The organism is Streptomyces sp. NBC_00104 (assembly GCF_045160825.1).
Classification (GTDB): Bacteria; Actinomycetota; Actinomycetes; order Streptomycetales; family Streptomycetaceae; genus Streptomyces.
The window spans coordinates 2,758,093-2,772,623 of sequence record NZ_CP108215.1; the positions used below are offsets into that span (position 1 = coordinate 2,758,093).

10 protein-coding genes and 4 pseudogenes are annotated in these 14,531 nt (G+C 71.5%); 5 read left to right on the plus strand and 9 right to left on the minus strand.

Annotated elements, in window-relative coordinates; all coding sequences use genetic code 11:
* The first annotated feature begins 29 nt into the window (after positions 1 to 29).
* A complete protein-coding gene (locus OG272_RS11930) occupies positions 30 to 2,006 on the plus strand; it encodes an ABC transporter ATP-binding protein (protein ID WP_405893243.1) in 1,977 nt (658 codons plus the stop codon).
* Position 2,007: 1 nt separating this feature from the next.
* On the opposite strand, the gene OG272_RS11935 is transcribed toward OG272_RS11930, so the two are convergent.
* From OG272_RS11935 to OG272_RS11965, 7 genes and pseudogenes are all read right to left on the minus strand, one after another.
* Positions 2,008 to 2,193: a hypothetical protein gene (locus OG272_RS11935; protein WP_086800852.1), complete on the minus strand. Its 186-nt coding sequence runs from the start codon at positions 2,191 to 2,193 to the stop codon at positions 2,008 to 2,010.
* A 204-nt stretch (positions 2,194 to 2,397) separates the two neighbouring features.
* Positions 2,398 to 2,757, minus strand: a pseudogene (locus OG272_RS11940) (DUF899 family protein); the annotation flags it as partial.
* Positions 2,758 to 2,823: 66 nt separating this feature from the next.
* Entirely contained in the window at positions 2,824 to 4,233 is a 1,410-nt protein-coding gene (locus OG272_RS11945; RefSeq protein WP_405893245.1) for an amidohydrolase, read from the minus strand.
* A 227-nt stretch (positions 4,234 to 4,460) separates the two neighbouring features.
* Positions 4,461 to 6,884, minus strand: a complete 2,424-nt coding sequence (locus OG272_RS11950; RefSeq protein ID WP_405893246.1) for an FUSC family protein — start codon at positions 6,882 to 6,884, stop codon at positions 4,461 to 4,463.
* 466 nt (positions 6,885 to 7,350) lie between these two features.
* Positions 7,351 to 8,222: pseudogene (locus OG272_RS11955) on the minus strand (3'-5' exonuclease); the annotation flags it as partial.
* A gap of 177 nt (positions 8,223 to 8,399) precedes the next feature.
* Positions 8,400 to 8,765: pseudogene (locus OG272_RS11960) on the minus strand (hypothetical protein); the annotation flags it as partial.
* A gap of 2 nt (positions 8,766 to 8,767) precedes the next feature.
* Complete coding sequence (locus OG272_RS11965) at positions 8,768 to 8,938, minus strand: hypothetical protein (RefSeq protein WP_328222763.1); 171 nt, start codon at positions 8,936 to 8,938, stop codon at positions 8,768 to 8,770.
* A gap of 311 nt (positions 8,939 to 9,249) precedes the next feature.
* On the opposite strand from OG272_RS11965, the gene OG272_RS11970 reads away from it, so the two are divergent.
* Positions 9,250 to 10,269: a NucA/NucB deoxyribonuclease domain-containing protein gene (locus OG272_RS11970; RefSeq protein WP_328222764.1), complete on the plus strand. Its 1,020-nt coding sequence runs from the start codon at positions 9,250 to 9,252 to the stop codon at positions 10,267 to 10,269.
* An 84-nt stretch (positions 10,270 to 10,353) separates the two neighbouring features.
* Positions 10,354 to 11,223, plus strand: a complete 870-nt coding sequence (locus OG272_RS11975) for a DUF6924 domain-containing protein (protein WP_328222765.1) — start codon at positions 10,354 to 10,356, stop codon at positions 11,221 to 11,223.
* 262 nt (positions 11,224 to 11,485) lie between these two features.
* Here the strand turns inward: OG272_RS11975 and OG272_RS11980 are convergent, their stop codons facing one another.
* Positions 11,486 to 11,962: an ATP-binding protein gene (locus tag OG272_RS11980; protein ID WP_405893248.1), complete on the minus strand. Its 477-nt coding sequence runs from the start codon at positions 11,960 to 11,962 to the stop codon at positions 11,486 to 11,488.
* Between the two features lie 160 nt (positions 11,963 to 12,122).
* Here OG272_RS11980 and OG272_RS11985 point away from each other — a divergent pair, with 160 nt between their 5' ends.
* Entirely contained in the window at positions 12,123 to 13,013 is an 891-nt protein-coding gene (locus OG272_RS11985; RefSeq protein WP_328222766.1) for a helix-turn-helix transcriptional regulator, read from the plus strand.
* Positions 13,010 to 13,213 (plus strand): DUF397 domain-containing protein, encoded by a 204-nt coding sequence (locus OG272_RS11990; protein WP_326583560.1) that lies wholly within the window; start codon positions 13,010 to 13,012, stop codon positions 13,211 to 13,213. The genes OG272_RS11985 and OG272_RS11990 overlap by 4 nt, the downstream gene beginning before the upstream one ends.
* Before the next feature lie 384 nt (positions 13,214 to 13,597).
* Here OG272_RS11990 and OG272_RS11995 read toward each other — a convergent pair.
* Positions 13,598 to 14,200 (minus strand): annotated as a pseudogene (locus OG272_RS11995) (nucleotidyltransferase domain-containing protein); the annotation flags it as partial.
* Between the last annotated feature and the right edge of the window lie 331 nt (positions 14,201 to 14,531).

The window sequence follows — 14,531 nt, forward strand, 5'->3', positions numbered from 1 at the left end:
TGTCGGCGACGACTCGGGGGAGGCCATGGGTGGGGAAGGCGCGTGACGAGGGCAAGCCGGAGACGTCGGAGTCGGAGCTGCTGCTGTTCGGGGGGCCGCTGCGGTACGACATGGGCTGGTCGCAGCATGCCAACGCGTTCCTGGAGCTGAACTTCCGCGCGATGGTGCGGCGGCTGCCGTCGCTGCTCGCGTCGAGCTTCCGGCTGGCCTGGCAGGCGGACCGGCGGGCCGCCCGGACCGTGCTGGCCGCCGAGACGGGCCGCGGCCTCGCCCAGGCGGTGAGCCTGCTCGCGGTGAACACGATCCTGGGCCGGCTGATGGCGGACGGCACGGTCGAGGAGCGGTTGCGCGGAGCCGGCCCCGCGCTCGTCACCATCGCCGCCGTGATGCTGGTGTCCACCCTGCTGCGCGCCGCGTCGACGTTCGCCACGGGCCGGCTGGAGCCCAAGGTGGAGCGGGTCGCGACCGAGCTGTATCTGGAGCGGGCGGCGGCCGTGGAGCTGTCCGCGATCGAGGACGACGGCTTCCACAAGCTGCTGGACACCGCGAAGTACGGCGCCCAGTCGGCCCGCCGGATGATCACCTACGCGGCGCGTGTGGTGAACGCGCTGATCTCGCTGATCGCGGCGGCCGGTGTGCTGACCGTGTTGCACCCCGCCCTCCTCCCGCTCCTCGTCACGATGACCCTGCCGAGCGCCTGGAGCGCGCTGACGATCGCCCGCCGCCGCTACACCTCCTTTCACGCCTGGGTGCAGCACGCGCGCGCGGGCTATCTGATCGGCTCCCTGCTGATCGAGCCGGAGGCGGCCCCGGAGATCCGGGTGCACGGCGTCGGCCCGTTCCTGCTGCGCCACTTCCGCCGTATGTCGGAGACGGCGGAGGCGGAGCAGGCGCGCCTGGCCCGGCTGGCGGCCCGTACGGGCCTGTACGCGGCCGTCTGGACCGGGCTGGCCACGGTGGCGACGTACGCGACGCTGGGTGGTCTGCTGCTCGGCGGCGCCATGGCGCTGTCCGTGGCGGGTACGGCCGTCATCGCGATCCGTACCGGCTCGTCGAGCCTGGACACGTTGGTCCTGGAGGTGAACTCCCTCCACGAGGAGGCCCTCTTCGTGGGCGACATGCAGCGGCTGTACGTGGAGGCCGCCAAGCGTGCGATCCCGGAAGGCGGTGATCCGCTGCCCGAGGACCCGCAAGAGATCCGGGTGGAGAACGTGACCTTCGCCTATCCGGGGAAGGCGGGCCGGCCCGCGCTCAGCGACGTCACCCTGACCGTGCCGCTGGGCAAGATCGTGGCGCTCGTCGGTGAGAACGGCTCGGGCAAGACGACCCTGGTCAAGCTGTTGGCCGGGCTGTACACCCCGGACCAGGGCAAGATCATGTGGGACGGTGTGGACGCGGCGAGCGCCGACCGGCGGCAGCTGGCCGAGCGCATCGCGATGGTCGCGCAGGACTTCAAGCGGTGGCCCTTCACCGCCCGCGTCAACATGGCGATCGGCCGCCCCTCGGCGCCACTGACCGAGGAGCGTCTCGCCACGTCCGTCGCGGAGGCGGGGGCGCAGGATGTGATGGACGACCTGCCGCGCGGCCTCGACACGCTTCTGGCCAGGGGGTTCAGTGGCGGGCACGAGCTGTCGGGCGGCCAGTGGCAGCGGCTCGGGATCGCGCGGGCCGCGTACCGGCGCGGACGCATCCTGATCGTGGACGAGCCGACGGCGGCCCTGGACGCCCGCGCCGAGCTGGAGGTCTTCGAGAAGATCCGCGCCCTGGCGGGCACCGGTCAGACGGTCGTCCTGATCACCCACCGGCTCGCGTCGGTCCGTCATGCCGACCTCGTGCACGTCCTCGACCAGGGCCGCCTCGTGGAGTCCGGCACCCCGGACGAACTGCTGGCCACGGGCGGGGTGTACGCGGAGCTCTATTCGCTCCAGGCGGAGCAGTTCGCGGCGAAGGTGCCGACGACAGGGCAGGCCTCCGCCGCGAAGGTGCCCGCGCCGAAGGCGGGGTGAGTCAGGCCGACGCGGTCGCGGCGGCCTCGGCGCCGCGCACGATGACCAGGAACATGTCCGTCGCGATGTCCATCACGACCTCGGCCTGCTGCCCCTCGAGGCGGGCCGCGTGCGCCAACTCCTCGGCCGGCCACGAGCCGCGCGGCCCACCGGCGGGAAAGCGCCCCAGCACCGTTCGCCCGTTCACCCTGCACCTCCATGTCGCGCTGCACCCGTGAGCCCGTAGCCCGCGGCTAGTCAGCTCGTAGATTTAAACGCCAACCATGGGGTGAACGGCTCGCGAAGTGACGGTACTGAGACGTAGTTGACACGAGGTCAACGGCGGATCGTGAGGTACCTCTCAGAAATCACACATTCCGGTGACCCTAAGTGCCAACACTTGCACTATTTGTCACTCCTCATACTTGTCGTGGTGCCTGTTCCGGTCGCCGCCCACCGCCCCCGACGCCGTGAGGGCCGGCAGTCCGGCCGTGGAGCCGAGCCCCTCCAGGCCGACGCCCGACCGCTCCACGACGTCGAAGTGATGGTTGAAAGTGTTGCCGTACGACGAGTACCAGGGCACCGGCGATCCCATGCGCGCCCCGAAGGGGAGAATTCGTGTGTACGGCGCCCGCGACACGACGGCGAACTCGGCGCCCCGCGCCCGCAGATGAGCCAGGTGCCCCATCTCGTCGAGGAAGGCCGCCCAGTCGCGTGATCCCGCGTCCCCCTCCGGGGCGAACACGAGGAGCTGCACGATCAGTTGGCGGCGTGAGGGCCCACTCCTTGGCGGCGGTTCCTGGAGGCGGACCTTTTTCGCTCACTGGGCGGCTTTCCCTCACTGGGGCGGCTCGTCGTAGTCCTGGATACGGCCGCCGTGGCTGCGGTCGGTGAGGGCGGCCAGGCGGCTTGTCAGTTCCCGTACCGTCCCGGGCACGTCGACGGTGAGCAGCTCGCGGTCGCGCATCAGGACCCGGCCGTCGACGATCGTGGTGCGTACGTCGGAGGAGCGGGCGCTGTGCACGAGCGTGGCGGCGAGGTCGTGCACCGGCTGGGTGTGCGGGCCGGTGAGGTCGACGAGGACGATGTCGGCGCGCCGGCCGGGGGCGAGGCTGCCGATCCGCTCTCCCAGCCCGACGGCCCGGGCGCTCTGCAGGGTGGCGTGGTGCAGGGCCTGGCGGGAGGTCAGCCAGCGCGGATCGCCCTCGGTGGACTTCTGCACCAGCGCGGTGAGGGCCATGGCCTCCCACACGTCGAGGGAGTTGTTGGAGGCGGCCCCGTCCGTGGCGAGCCCGACGGGGACGCCGATACGGCGCAGGGCCCGCACCGGGGTCGTGGGCCAGGCGAACTTCAGGTAGCCGCGGGGCGCGGTCGCGACGGCCACCGGCCCGGTCGCCCGCTCCAGGACCGGTAGGTCGCGCTCGACGATCCCGGTGCCGTGCGCGATGAGCACACCCGCGTCGACGCCGAGCAGCCCCGTGCGTTCCAGGACCTCGATGGGCGTGACGCCTTGCCGGGCGAGGCTGTTGTCGGTCTGGTCGCGGCTCTCCGCGGCATGCAGATGCACCGGGAGGCCGTGCTCGCGGGCGAGGTCGGCGGTCGCGGCGAGGTCGGCGTCCTCGACGGTGTAGGGGGCGTGCGGGGCGAGTGCGGTGGTGATACGACCGCCGGCCGCGCCCCGGCGCCGTAGCGCGAACTCCAGGGACCTCTCCCTGCCTTCGCGCCCTTGTGAGGAGAAGAACGCCTCCCCCAGATGCGCCCGCATACCGGTCTCCTCGACCACCGCGGCGACCATGTCCATCGAGAAGTAGTGGTCGGCGAAGCAGGTCACGCCACCCCGGATCATCTCCGCGCAGGCCAGCCGGGCCCCCAACGCCACGTCCTTCGCCGTCAGATTGGACTCGACGGGCCAGATGACGTCGTTGAACCACTCCTGCGCCGGCACATCCTCCGCGATGCCGCGCAGCGCCACCATGGGCGCGTGCGTATGGCAGTTGATCAGCCCCGGCATGGCGACCTGGCCGCGCGCGTCGATCCGTTCCCCGGTGGCCACGGGGGCCGTCTCCTCCGCCGGCCCGATGCTTGCGATCACCCCCTCCCGTACGACGATCGCGGCGTCCTCGACGAAGGCGATGCCCTCGTGTTCGTCGTGGACGAGGGCGGTGCAGCCGGTGATGACGAGATCGGCGGGAGACGGCGACGGCGACGAGGTCGAGGAGGAGGGGGACGAGGACGGAGGCGGCGTCATGCCGTCACGGTACGACCGTGGCGCGCTGGGGAGAGGAGCGAATCGGGCATCCGGGGGGGGGGCGAGGGGGTGGGATCCGGCCGCGCCCGGCGCGCCCCACCGCCCCGGCGCGCGGGCTCACGCGGGGTTGCCTGCGCGCGGACTCAGGCGCGCGGGCCCAGGCGCGCAGGCTCAGGCGCGCAGGCTCACGCCCACGGGCTCACGCCCACGGGACCACGCCCACGGGCTCAGGCGCTGAGGCCCTGCCTCGGCAGTACGTCGGCCACGTCCGGTGCGTCGGGGAGGCTGATGCCCGCGTGCCTCTGGTGGAGCGCGAGTTCGTCGAGGAGTGCGGTGATCCGCTCGGTGTGGTGGCGGCTGAGCCGTCCGGTGTCGTCGAGGTGCACGGCGCAGGCGGTTGTGGTGTCGACCAGTCGTTCGAGGACGGCGGCGACCTCGTCGGTGCCTTCGGTGTGCCGGGCCAGAGCGGGCAGTTCGGCTTCGGAGAGGGCGATCGCGGCGCGGGCCCGGGCGAGTGTGCGGTACGCCTCGCGGCGCAGGGTCCAGCGGGCGGCCCTGTCATCTGTCTCCCCCGGCAGGGCGGCCCCGACGGACACGGTCACGCCGTTGGGCGTGGACACACCGGTCGGCGTGGATGCGCCCGTCTGAGCGGATGCGCCGGTCTGCGCGGACCCACCCGCCTGCGCGGACGCGCCCGTCTGCGCGGATGTACCGCACTGCGGGGACGCGCCAGTCTGCCCGGATGTACCAGTCCGCGCGGACGCGCCGCCCGTCCAGGAGGGCTCGCTCGGCACGGACGGCCCGCTCGACCGGTGCGTGGCGCTCGACCGGGCCGTTCCTCTCGGCCCGGAATCGCCGCTCAGCCGGGGGTAGCCGCTCAGCCGGAACGGGCCGCTCGACAGGGAGCCTCCCTTCCGCCCGGCGGCTCCGTTCGGCCCGGCTCCCGCATCCGACCTGGCGGTCCCCCTCGACCTGACAGCACCGCTCGCCCCTGCCATCCCATCCGGCCCGGCAGCCCCATCCGACCCAGCGACCCCATCCGGTCCGGCAGCCCCATCAGACCTAGCAGCCCCACCCGGCCTGGCAGCCCCATCAGACCCGGCAGCCCCATCAGGCCTAGCAGCCCCATCCGGTCCGGCAGCCCTGTCCGACTCTGCGGGCCCGTTCGTCATGGAGACCCCCTCCAGCCTTGCGGTCCCGCCCGGCGCGCGCGACTCGTTCAGGACGTGGGCGAGGTAGGCGTGCGCCGCCGTTCCCGCTTCGGTGAGCCGGGCGCGTACGCCGCCGCCGCGCTGGCCCTTCGGCATCGGCAGGTGGCCGACGATCAGGACGATGGCGCAGGCCAGGAGTGTCTCGGCGATACGGCTCCAGGAGGCCTGGGGGTCGCCGCCGACCATGACGAGGGCGAGGACGAGGACGGTGACGACGGCGGTCTGGGCGGCGAAGTGCCGCGTGGCGACGGGTATCAGCGCCCCGCTGACCGCGACCAGCGCGATGAGCCCTTCCGGCCGGGGCAGCACGGCGGCGAACCCGGCGAAGAGCACGGCGCCCAGGACGGTCCCCGCGGCCCGGCACAGCACCCGGGACACGAGCGGCCCCAGGTCGGGCTTGACCAGGAAGACGGCGGTCGCGGGCAGCCAGTACCAGTGCTGGTGGTGCAGCACCTGGGCCACGGCCGCGCTGGCCCCGAACGACAGGGCGACCCGCAGCCCGTACTCACGTCCGCCGGACCCGAGGCCGAGCCGTACGAGCGATCCGAGGGTACGGCGGCGGGTGTGCAGGTCGTGTGCGTCGCCGCCCCGGTCGAAGGCCTCGGCGGCGCGCAGGAGCGCGTCGTCGAGGGCGCGCAGCGCGGGCGCGGAGCGGGAGGGAGCGGGCAGCGGCCCGGTGGCGGTGTTGCCGCGCACGGCGGCGGCGAGCCGCCGGGGCCCTTCGGAGGCCCGGCCGACGACGGCGTCCCCGGCCCAGGCCAGCGCGGTCGCCGCCTCGGCGAGCGGCAGCGCGGCGGCGTACTGGGCGTGCAGCCGCCGCTCGGACGACGAACTGGCGTACCGCCGCAGCCGAGGCCCGGCGAGCGCGTCCTGGGCATGGTCGAGGGCTGCGGTCAGCGCGGACCGCCGGGCGATCGCGTCCGGGGTGCCCACGGCGTCCAGCAGCCCGGCGATCGCGTCGTACACGGCGGCGACGGCGTCCCGTTCCCCGTCGAAGCGGTAGTCGCCGGCGGTGAGGACCGCGGGCGTGGGCAGGGCGAGGCGCAGCACGAGCAGCCACCCGGCGCCGGCGAGATAGGCGAGCGCCCGCTCCCACCCCGGCTCGGGCAACGGCATCCCGGCCCCGATCGCGGAGGCGACCAGCAGTTGCGTACCCGCTCCGGACGACACGGGCCCGACCGCGGTCATACCGCCGGCGAGCAGCCCGAGCGCGGTGAGCAGCAGGGTGAGGACGACGGCACCGGCGTACTGCCCGGTGTACGTCCCGGCGAGCAGCCCCACGGCTCCCGCGAGCGCGGGCACCCCGAGCCGCTGCACGGCGACGCGCCGGCTTCCGGGCCGGTCGTTGATCCCGGCGAGCATGGCGCCGAGCGCGGCGAGGACCCCGACGGTGGGCCGCCCCAGCAGCACGGCCGCGAGCAGCAGCGGTCCAGCGGCCAACGCCCCTCGCAGCACCGCGTTCCAGGGCACCGGTCCCCGTTGCGCACGCAGAGTATGAGCGAGCCAGGGAGGCAGGACGAGGGCAGCGGGGCGGGACACGGGGCTCCTGTCGTCGGGTGAGGGCGGGGGTGTGCCTTCGGGCGACGGCGGCCGGGGCGTTGGTGGTACCAGCGGCGGCAGTTGATGCGCCGGCTGTGCGCCGGCTGCTGGCATCAGGTGTTCGTGTTCTCCACCGTAGTTCCCGGATCTGGAGGATATGGAACGCTCGTATTACCGCGATGTGACGATCCTTGCAGAGGCCACGTTCTTTATGAACGCAACGGAAGAAGAGTCGACGGCACTCGACCCGGGCGACGGATGGACACCGGTCCGAGATCCGGATCAGCGGTCACGCTCTCGTACCTGACCGGCCACGACGGAGCGCAGCCGGGTTTCTCGTGGGTCGCCCTCCAAGCCGGGCCGGGGCTCAGGTTTTTCGGTCCGTGGCCCGCAACGGCTTCAGGAAACGGCTCGGTTCCCCGTTCCAGGAGATCGCCAGGGCGTCCCGGGCCCGGGTGGCGGCCACGAACAGCAGCGAGCGAGCACGCTGCAACTCCCGCCGGTGGCGCAGCGGGTCGGTGCGCTCCCACACGTCCACCGACGACCTCGGCACCAGCCCTTCCGCGACGCCCGCGATGATCATGCAGCGGTACTCGAGGCCTTTGAAGCGGTACATCGTGCCGACGTGCACACCCTCGTCGCTCCTCGGCCCGTCTCGGGTGATCTCCGTCGAGACGATGCCTCTCCGCCCCAGCCGCTGTATGACGTCGGCGACCATCTGGTTCGTCGGTACACAGATGGCCACGGACTCCCGAGGGACGTCGGTCCATGTCCTCAACTGCTCGATGACGAGGTCGAGTTCCTCGTCCCAGCTGTCGGCCTCGTCCCAGCTGTCGGCCTCGTCCCAACTGTCGGCCTCGTGCAGCGTTGGACGACGGAGACCGTGGAGAACGGAGCGATACCCGCCCAGCGTGTCCTGGTCGCCGTCGAGATCGTCGTAGTCGACGCCGTCCAGGACTCCCATGGCGGATCGGAGGATCTCCCAGGTCGTCCGGTAACTGAGGGTGAGCCGGGCCGACCTGCCGCGGATGTTGATGCCGAGGCTGCCGAGGGTGACCTGGTTGTCGTAGATCCGCTGGTGGGTGTCGCCGGAACCATCGCGCGCAGCATCTTCCAGTGGGCGGCGCTCAGGTCCTGGGCCTCGTCGACCACGATGTGCCGGTAGCGGTAGCGCAGGAAGGCCCCGGACCCGGACTCCACGTGGATGTTTCCGAGCCCGCCGCGGTCATCCTTCTGCTGCTGCCGTTCGATGTGGGGCGTGATCACCTCGACGCCCGAGCCGTTGGTGCTGCGGAAGAAGTGCACGACGGCCTGCTCGGACGTCAGCGGGCCCCGCTTGACGGCGAGACGGATGCCGTTGAGGACGTGGTCGCTGTGTGTCTCGACGACCAACTGCGCACCCTGGGCGGCCGCGGAAGCGGCGAGTTCGGCCATCTTGGTCTGCCCGTGCGGGTGCAGATGCGCCTCCGGGTTCTCCAGGAGGACCAGCCCGCCCGGCTGGGCGGTGAGGCAGGCGACGACGATGGGCAGGGCGTACGTCGGGCGAAGCCGACGCTGGTGGGGCGGCGACGCCGGATGGCGGTGAGGGCGTCGCCGAAGCCGTAGGAGAGACGGACGGTGTCGGTGCCCTCGATGGGGGCGGCCTCGATGTTCACGCCGGGGCACAACTCGCCCATCCAGGCGGCGGCTTGGTCGAGAAGGAGCGCGGAGTCGGCGCGGGGGTGCCGGCGCGAGGTCGACCTCCTTCTCCTGGAGCCTGGACAGCAGCGCCCCGACCGGCACGGTCAGGGATTAGATGCCATGCCCTTCGGGTCGAGCGGCATCGTCACCCGGTCGGGCTCGTCGGCGGGCAGTTCCAGTTCGACGCCGGTCGGCCGTCCGTTCGCACGGATCTCGACGGGACTCTCGAAGAGCGGCCCGCGCGGGTCGGCCGCGTCGTCCTCCAGCCCTGTCATGTCTCCTCGTCGCCCTCGCCTGTCGATGCCGCGCTCGTGTCGCCGCGGATGCGGCAACACTACCCAGCGCTTCGGCGAGGACGACGTGCGACAGGTCGGCCGAACAGGTCCACCGCCAACGCCTCGGTGGCCGCCAGGCCGAACGGGTACCGGAGAGCCTCCGGCAGCCCGCCCCGACGGCCCTACCCGCCCCACCGGGCAGTGTCCCAAGTGCCAATAGAAAAAGGGCAGTTGCGGCAAATAGCGTGTTCACCTCGGGACGGCGCCCCCCACGTGGCGCCGTTCTTCCACCAACGAGGGGACACACACTCATGCGCATCAGCGGGCCCAGACAAGTCGTCATCGGTGCCTCTGTCGGCACGCTCCTCCTCACCGGCCTCAGCGCCGCGACCGCGCAGGCCGCACCGGCGACGTACGACATCACCGCCGCCCAGGCCCCGGCCGTCAGGACCGTCTACGTCGACACGGCCGCCGCCGCGAGCTGCAAGATCAACACCATCACCGTCACCCGCACCAGCATGTGCCTGTTCGTCGACGCCCGCGTCGACGTGCTCAGGAACGGCAAGCCGGTCGGCTCCGCCTCCTTCGACATCAAGCACTCGATGACGCTGAAGACCAGCAAGCTGAAGTGGGCGGAGAGCTTCACCGTCGGCAAGGCCAAGCTCGTCAACGCCGGCGGCATCCGCATGAACGTTTCTGTCGGCGGCGGCAAGGGCGTCAAGACCGCCGTCAAGTTCCCGCAGGGGTCCACCCTCGGCCCGGCCCGCAAGGGAACCGTCGGCTACGCCGCCCGGGTGGCGAAGAAGAAGCAGCTGGCCAGTCCGGCCTCCTACCGCTTCACCTTCTCCAAGCCCGGCTACACGATGGGCGGCTTCACCTACAAGTCCGCCAAGTACCGCTGCGACGACACGTTCTGGGGCCCGACGAAGCGCACCAAGAACCCCGGCTGCGTCTTCCCGTCCGCGGCCCCCGTCTTCACCCTCTCCCGCAGCGACGCGAAGGTGAACGAGTCCGCCACCCACATTCTCGACGCCCAGCGCAAGATATCCGGTCACCCGGGCGCCTCCACCCCGCTGCACCGCATCACCAGCGCGAAGACCATCAACGCCCACCGCAAGGCCATGTGCGGGAAGGTGCACAACCCCGACCCCAAGAAGTACGACTGCGACGAGTACCCGTTCGCCGCCAGCAAGGAGGGCGGCAACCCGGCCCGCGGCAGCGCCCGCATCATCTCCGCCGGTGACAACCGCAGCGCCGGCGCCCGCCTCGGCGGCTTCTACAAGAACCAGCGCGTCCTCAACGGCGACGCCTACTACGTCCACATCCAGTAAGGCGCCGCAACGCGCCTTCCCGCGCGCCCGTCTACCCTTCCGAGACGTCACCGGCGGGCACAGCAAGCACGATGGGGGTTCTCCATGCAGCGTTCCAACTGGCCGCTCCTCGACGGCCGCACCCGGCCGCTCAAGTTGAAGGAGTGGGGCGACCTGGCCGTCATGGACCCCGACGCCGGCAAGCCGCCGCGCGGACGCGGGTTCCTGGCCGCCGAGAAGGACTGGCTGCACATCGACGCCGGGAGCGCCCTGGAGAACCCCATCGTCACCCTCTACGCCGGAGTGGACCCGGGAGCGGAGAGCGGCTGGGACGAGGTCGAGGAGATCACCGTGACCTCCACGACCGGCTTCCTCGCCCTGTGCGACAGCGGATACGAGCCATTGCGCAAGGAGAACCTCGCCACCGCGGGAGCCGGCCCCTACCTGGTCCGCGTCCACGCCAGTGACCGCTCGGCGGACGACAAGAGGCCCCGCTTCCTCATCCAGGTCATCCCCGGCGCACGTACGGGGGCCGCGACCGAGCCTCCTTCCTCGACGATCGAGGAGGCCGCCGGTCCGCTCCTGGTACGGACGTCCTTCGAGCGGCCGGACGCGTGGGCACGCCTGCTCCAGGCCCTCGAAGAGGGCTCCGAGCACTACGACTCGGTCACCGTCATCGACAACCGCGCCTACGCGGGCTTCACGGCGGATCAGATCCAGGCACGGATCGGGCGCGATGACGAGGACTGGCCCGACAGCACGCTCGTCCTCATCGCCGACGAGCGGGCACTGGCCTCCGCGGAGTTCCCGCTGCTGGCCGTGAACAACCTGCCCGACGATGACGACGCCCCGTTCCGGATCACCCTCGCGGCGGCCGGTTCCTTCGTCGTCAACATGGAGCTGGCGAACACGAGCTTCGGCGAGTGGAGCGGTGGCGTCGACACCGACGGCGTCTACCGCGAAGAGCACTACTGACATAGCTGACATAGCTGACGCCGCTGACGCCGATCGGCGAAGGGCGGCGCCGGATACGGGACGGGCACGGGCCCGAGTGATCGTGGAGCTCTCCGAGCTCTCCACTCCCAGTGATCACCGGAGGGCCCGTGCCCGCCGCACCGGCTTGCCTGCTCGCATCCCTGTGGACCGGTTCGGTTCGCCGCCCTGTCGGCGCACGAGGACTGCGTGCCGACCCACCCACCGGGCCCGGCGGAAGTGCGGAGCGGCGCGAAGCCGACCGTCAGTCTCGGGCCAGGTCCAGTTCGGCCCGGATCGTCTTGCCGAGGAGGACCGCTCCGCGCGCGACCCGGTCGACCACCTCCCAGCGGTCGGCGAGCGCGTCGACGAGGACGAGTCCACGCCCGGACGTGTCCAGCGCCGCCGGACACCCGAGGTCCTCGGGGTGGGGCGGTCGACATTCGGTGCGGGTGTCGGACACCTCGATGTGGAGGAAGCGGTCCGGGGCGTGCGCGAGGCGGAGTTCGAAGTCGCGGCCCGGCACGCGGCCGTGGGTCACGGCGTTGGCTGCCAGCTCGGCGACGATCACGGCGGCGGTGTCGGAGAGTGAGCTGCCGTGCGGGATGTCCCAGATGTGCAGCTGGACGAGGCTGAGGTGCCGGGCGAGGCGGGCGCCCAGTGGGGTCGAGCTGAAGCTTTGGGTGAACACACGTACGGTAACCGGGGGTTGGTGCGTGGAGGGTGGCGGAGGTGGCGTCATGGGGCCCAACCTGACCTCTGGGCAGAACCGTTCACCAGGTCAGCGACTCGTACTCTGGGTCAGCGTACGAGTACGAAGAGTGGACAGTGTTCATGACTGCGCGTGACCATGGGCGGGTTCGGAGTGTGCGGCGGGGCAGGTGCGCGGAAGGTGGGCTGGTATGGCGGACGGCTCGGGCGGGACGGGCGGCGTCGGTGGGGCGGGGTCGGTGGCCGGGGGGCCTCCGGGTGGGGGTGAGCCGGAGACGTCGGACAGCTTGAAGACGTTCGGGGCGGTGCTCAGGGCGTTCCGCAAGCGGGCCGGTCTGACCCAGGAGGAGCTGGCGGAGCGGGTGCGGTACTCGGTGCAGACCGTGGCCTCGATCGAGCAGGGGAGGCGTTTCCCGCAACCGGAGTTCGTGACGCGGGCGGAGGAGGTACTGGACGCGTTCGGGGCACTGCGCGCGGCCGCAAAGCATCTGTCCCGGCAGCCGGGGCTGGCGAGCTGGTTCCGGCAGTGGGCAAAGCTGGAGGCGGACGCGATCAGCCTCTACACGTACGAATGCCGGGTGGTTCCGGGGCTGTTGCAGACGGAGGCGTATGCGCGGGCCGTGTCGCTGAGTGTGCCGCCACGTCCGACTGACGAGGAGATGGAGGAGCGGATCGCCGCGCGGTTGGCGCGGCAGGAGCTTCTGTCCACGCGGAGGAAGCCGCCGGCGGGGTTCACCTTCATCGTGGAGCAGGCGGTGTTGGAGCGGCACACGGGCGGGGAGGCGGTGACGCGGGAGTTGTTCGACCATCTGTCGGAGGTGGTGGAGCGGCACTCGAACGTGGAGTTGCAGATCATGCCGTCGCGCCAGCCGGTGCATGCGGGCCTGGATGGCCCGCTTCAGCTGCTGGAGACGCCGGAGAACGAGTGGTTCGGGTACTCGGAAGGGCAGAAGAACGGCCGCCTCATCACTGACCGGAAGGAGATCAGCGTCCTCCACCAGCGGTATGCGAAACTGCGCTCGCAGGCTCTCACTCCGGCGGACTCCTTGGGCCTGCTGAAGCGAATGCGAGGAGCGCTATGAGCATGTCCGAACTGGCCTGGTTCAAGAGCAGCTACAGCGGCTCCGAGGGCGACAGCTGCGTCGAAGTGGCCGTCTCCTGGCAGGGCTCGGGCGCCGCCGAGGTGGTCCGAGTCCGGGACTCCAAGGAGAAGCGCGGCCCGCAACTGGCCCTCTCCCCCACCGCGTGGAACGACTTCGCCTCGTACGCCGCCCAGGTCTGACCAGCACGCCAAAGCGCCCCGCGCCGGTCGAATCCGGTGCGGGGCGCTCGCGTTCAAGCCGACAGTTCGTCGCGGGAGGGCGGCGGGGTCCACTCGCCCTTGGCGATCGCGTCGTTCAGCCGCTTCTCGAAGTGGGCGTGCGCGGTACGCATTTCCTCTTGGCGCTTGGCCTTGTAGAAGGGGCGGTGTAGCCCTCGGGAGGCTCGGTGCGCTCCTTGTTCTCGAAGGCCATGTACTGCTCGTAGTGCTCCTTGGTCTGGCCGTGACCGAACGCGTACGAGTCCTTCGCCAGCTGGCGCCCCTCCGCCTCGAACCACATCTCCGACTCCCGGTCCGCCAGGATCGCGTAACGGGCCTTGTGGATGGCGATCAGCTCGTCGGCACGATGGCGCCGGCGACCTCGGTGAGGCGGCCCTTCGGGGCGTGGTTGGCCTTCGCGTACGCGAGGGTCGCGTGGGCGGTGCCGTGCCAGCGTTCGGCGGCGGCCGTACGGAGCTTCTCCGGGTAGGCGGCCGGGCGGGGCAGGTCGCCACGCAGGACTTGGTTGATGGCCGGCTCGGCCACGAGGAGGTAGCTGGGGATGCCGGCGAGGTGGAAGAGGAGGGGCTCCACGTGGAAGCGCCCTTCCTCGGCCTCGGCCAACTCCCGTTCGACGACGTCCAGATCGCGGTAGTGGACGTCGACCCGGCGGTCGTCGACGGTCAGCCAGGCGCCGCCGTTGAAGACGCCACCGCCCCAGCCGCCGATCTCGGAGACCTCGCCCTCCCAGCCGACAGCTCGCAGATCCGCCGGGTCGAACGGGCCTCGGTAGTAGACCGCCAGGTCCCAGTCACTGTCCGGGCCGTCCGTACCCTCCGCCCGGGAACCGCCGAGGGCGACGGCGCGGACAGTGGGGAGGCCGGCGAGGCGGTCGGCCACGTGATCGAGGAACGCGGGGCCGGAGAACTCCCGGCCGGGACCGTCCTCGGCCGAGGGCGTCCAGCCGATGAGCGTCCTGTCGGAGGGCACCGCTTCGCCACCCGTGCTCATCGCCCCTCCTGGTCCGCCGCCGTCGCTTTCCCGGCCCCCGGTGCGGTCAACTCCGGGCACACCGGCCCCCTTGCTCGTCGTCGCCGTTCGCGTTCCCACCGTACCGTCACGCCGTGCGCGGACCTGGTGGCTGACGAGGAGGGAGGCGGGACCTCCTTTCGAGCGTCAGACGGTGGCCGCATGTGTCCGCCCACGCCCGTGGTCCCGTGCGCATCCCTCGGGGCCGTCCGAACTGCGGTCTGCTGTGTCGCGGCCGATGCTGGTGGTGGCGTGCCGATGACGCCGTACT